The 4,037-nt window shown below is 69.5% G+C and carries 3 protein-coding genes; all 3 read left to right on the top strand.

Annotated features, from left to right (window positions below; all coding sequences use genetic code 11):
* On the top strand, positions 1-786 hold a 786-nt coding region (locus tag ACO6D5_RS29720), incomplete at its 5' end, for an acyl-CoA dehydrogenase family protein (RefSeq protein ID WP_485827388.1).
* An 18-nt stretch (positions 787-804) separates the two neighbouring features.
* Positions 805-1,800, top strand: coding sequence for an acrylyl-CoA reductase family protein (locus ACO6D5_RS29715; protein WP_485827387.1), 996 nt, complete (start codon positions 805-807; stop codon positions 1,798-1,800).
* Between the two features lie 39 nt (positions 1,801-1,839).
* Positions 1,840-3,945 (top strand): acetate--CoA ligase family protein, encoded by a 2,106-nt coding sequence (locus ACO6D5_RS29710; RefSeq protein WP_485827386.1) that lies wholly within the window; start codon positions 1,840-1,842, stop codon positions 3,943-3,945.
* Positions 3,946-4,037: the final 92 nt, after the last annotated feature.

Below are 4,037 nucleotides of genomic sequence, written 5' to 3'. Positions count from 1 at the left end.
CAGCGCGCCTGCTTTGCCATGACCGAGCCCGCGCCAGGCGCCGGTTCCGACCCGTCCATGCTGCGCACCCGCGCCGAACGGCGCGGGCAGCGCTGGGTGCTGAACGGGCACAAGCAGTTCATCAGCGGTGGCGTGGGCGCCGACTTCGCGCTGGTGCTGGCGCAAACGGACGCGGGCGCCACCCTGTTCGTGGTGCCTGCCAACACCCCGGGCTATCGGGTCGTGCGCGATATCGGCATGGTCACGGGTTACCAGATCGGTGGCCACGCCGAGATCGAACTGGACGGCTGCGAAGTCGGCGACGACGCCGTGCTGGGCGAACCCGGCCGCGGCCTGGAATACGCGCAATTGCGGCTGGAGCCTGCCCGCCTGTCGCACTGCATGCGCTACATCGGTCGCGCCCGCCGGGCGCTGGACACCGCGCAGGCCTATGTGGCGCAGCGTGAATCCTTCGGCGCGCGCCTGGCCGATCTGCAGCAGATCCAGGCCATGGTTGCGGATTCGCACATCGACCTGCACGCCAGCCGGCTGATGACGCTGGATTGCGCCCGCCGCATGGACGCCGGCCTGTCGGTGAAGCAGCACAGCGCCATGACCAAGGTCTTCGTGTCCGAAGCCGTAAACCGCGTGGCCGACCGCGCGGTGCAGATGATGGGCGCGTCGGGGCTGTCGGACGACACCCCCGTGGCCATGATCTGGCAGGAAATGCGCCCTTTCCGCATCTATGACGGCGCCAACGAGCTGCATCGCGCCACGCTGGCGCGCCGCCTGCTGGCGCGCGCCTGACCGCTTCCAGGAGCCCCCATGAGCACTCTCGAATTCCACGCTTACCGGCTGCATGCCGGCCAAGCCGGCGAGGCCCCGCAAGGCCGCTTCGACACACTGACGGTAGATCAGTTGTCCGCTGGCGACACCTTGATCAAGGTGGCCTACGCCGGCCTGAACTACAAGGATGCGCTGGCCCAAGCCGGACGCGGCAACGTCGTCCGCGACTATCCGCGCATCGGCGGCATCGACCTCTCGGGGACCGTCGTGCATTCGGCGGACCCGGCCCTGCCCCCCGGACAGGAAGTCGTGGTGCACGGCTTTGGCATCGGCGTGGATTGCGACGGCGGTTACGCGGAGTACGCGCGCGTGCCACATGATTGGGTGCTGCCCCTGCCGCGCGGCATCAACTTGCGCGAGGCCGCCGTGCTGGGCGCGGCCGGCTACACCGCCGCCCTGTCGCTGCATTGGATGGAGCACTGCGGCCTGACGCCCGAACAGGGCGAAGTGCTTGTGACAGGCGCCACGGGCGGCGTCGCAGGCATCGCCATCGACATCCTCAGCCAACGCGGCTACACGGTGTGCGCCATGTCAGGCAAACCGGAAGCTGGCGACTACCTGCGCTCACTCGGCGCCGCCGAGGTCATTGCGCCCCCCGACTTGTCGGGTCCGCAGAAGCCGCTGATGAGCGCCCGTTGGGCCGGCATCATCGATTCCGTGGGCGGCAAGCTGCTGGCCCACGCCCTGGCCAGCCTGCGGCCCGACGGCGTCGCCGCCGCCTTCGGCAACGCGGGTGGCGCCGACCTGCCCGCCTCGGTCATCCCGTTCATCCTGCGCGGCGTCAAGCTGCTGGGCATCAACGCCAATAGCCCGATGCCGCTGCGCCGCGCGCTGTGGCAAAAGCTGGCCGCCGACTACCGCCCCGCGCGCCTGGACGTTGCCTCGCGCGTGATCGAACCCCGTGACCTGCCCCAGGCATTGGCTGCCATGCTGGAGCGCGGCAGCACCGGCCGCAGCGTCGTGCGCTTTTCCTGAACGCGTCTCGCGCGTTCGCCGAACCTTCTTGCCCAGACCATGACCCAGAATTCCGATTCCTCGCTGACCCGCCTGTTCAACCCGCGCAGCATCGCCATCGTCGGCGCATCCGCCACGCCCGGCAAGATCGGCGCCATGCCCGTCAGCCTGCTGCGCCAGCATGGCTATGACGGCCGCATCCTGCCCATCAACCCGCGTGCCGAATCCATTCAGGGCCTGCCCGCGGCCCCCGACCTGGCCGCACTGGATGGCGAGGCCGATCTGGTCATCCTGGCCGTCCCCGCAGCGCTCGCCGCGCAGGCGCTGGAGCAGGCGCGGCCCGGCCAGGTCGGCGGCGCGGTGGTGTTCACCTCGGGGTTTTCGGAAACGGGCGCGGCCGGCGTCGCGCTGCAGGCGCAGCTGTGCGAAATCGCCCGCGACCGCGGCATCCGGCTGCTGGGCCCCAATTGCCTGGGCTACATGAACGTCCGGCGCAACATCTACGCCACGTTCTCCCCCGCCCCCGCCAACGGCACGGTTGCCCCGGGCGGCATCGGGATGGTGTCGCAAAGCGGCGCGTTCGGCGCCTATGCCTACTGCATGGCGCGCGACCGTGGCTTAGGGCTGTCGCACTGGATCAGCACGGGCAACGAGGCCGACGTCGATGTCGCGGACTGCATTGAATGGCTGGCCCGCGATCCTGACACGCGAGTCATCATGACGTACATGGAAGGCTGCCGCGACGGCGACAAGCTGCGCCGAGCCCTGTCCGCGGCGCGCGACGCTGGCAAGCCTGTCGTCGTCACCAAGATCGGCCGCACCCAGGCCGGCGCGCAGGCCGCCGCCTCGCACACCGCCGCGCTGGCGGGCGACGACGCGGTCTACGACGCCTTGTTCCGTCAATACGGCGCGGTGCGCGCCCGCACCATCGAAGAATTCTTCAACCTGGGCTATGCGCTGGACACCTGGAAGCAACTGCCCCGAGGCAAGCGCCTGGGCATCTTCACGATATCCGGCGGCGTCGGCGCGCTGATGGCAGACGACGCCCAGGACGCAGGGCTGTCGCTGCCCGAACCCGCGGCGGATGCCCAGGCCCGATTGCTGGAACGGGTCCCCTTCGCCAGCGGCCGCAATCCGGTCGACGTCACCGGCCAGGTTGTCTCCGAACCCGGACTGCTGTTGGCCACTGCCGAAGACATGCTGGCCGACGGACGCTATGACGCGCTGGCGGTCTTCCTGGCCGCGGCCGGCTCATCCGAGTCCCTGTGGCCCACCTTCGAAACCTTCGCCCGGGAAATGCACGCGCGCCGGCCCGATGTGCCGCTGGCCATCAGCGCGCTGTTCCCGCCCGAACGCCGCCGCGAACTGGAACGCCTGGGCACGCTGGTGTTCACGGACCCCAGCGCCGCGATCCGGACGATCGGCGCGGTGGCGGGCCTGGCTGCGCAACCGGATGCCAATCCGGATCAGGCCATCCCTTCTGCGCAAACCACAGCGCCGCTGCTGGCGTCCTACAACGAAGTGCAGGCCATGGACGTGCTGCGCCTGGCGGGTCTGCCCGTGCCAGACTGCACGCTGGCTGCCGACGCCGACGCTGCCGCGTGCGCCGCCACCCGACTGGGCGGCCCCGTCGTGATGAAAGTCGTGTCGCCCGACATCCTCCACAAAAGCGATGTGGGCGGCGTAAAGCTGGGCCTGTCCGGCGACGACGTGGTGCGCGGCGCGCATGCCGCCATCCTGGACAGCGTCCGCACCCATCGTCCCGACGCGCGCATCGACGGCGTGCTGGTCGCCCCCATGGCGAAGCGGGGTGTGGAATGCATCGCGGGCGTGCATTGCGACCCCGTGTTCGGGCCGGTCGTCATGTTCGGGCTGGGCGGCGTGTTCGTGGAAGTGCTGAAAGACGTCAGCTTCCGCTTGGCGCCGTTTGGCCGCCAGCAGGCGCTGTCGATGATCCGCGAAATCAAAGGCTATGCATTGCTGCAAGGCGCACGCGGCACGCCGCCGTGCGATATCGAGGCGCTGGCCGATGCGCTGGTCGCGCTGTCGCGCTTCGCCTACGCGCGGCGCAACGAATTCAGTTCGGTCGAGATCAACCCGCTGCTGGCCTTGCCGACAGGCAACGGCGCGCTGGCCCTGGACGCGGTGCTTATTCCCATCGTTTAGCGTGTTTGCGCGTGTTTGATGCGATCCACCGGCCCAAGCGTTCGATCAGCGTGCGCTCGGTGCCGGCGGCGGCTTGCTCCAGGAGGGATGAC

This window comes from Achromobacter sp., assembly GCF_057314935.1.
The sequence above is the reverse complement of the archived record's forward strand: the minus strand, read 5'-3'. Positions and strand labels throughout refer to the sequence as shown.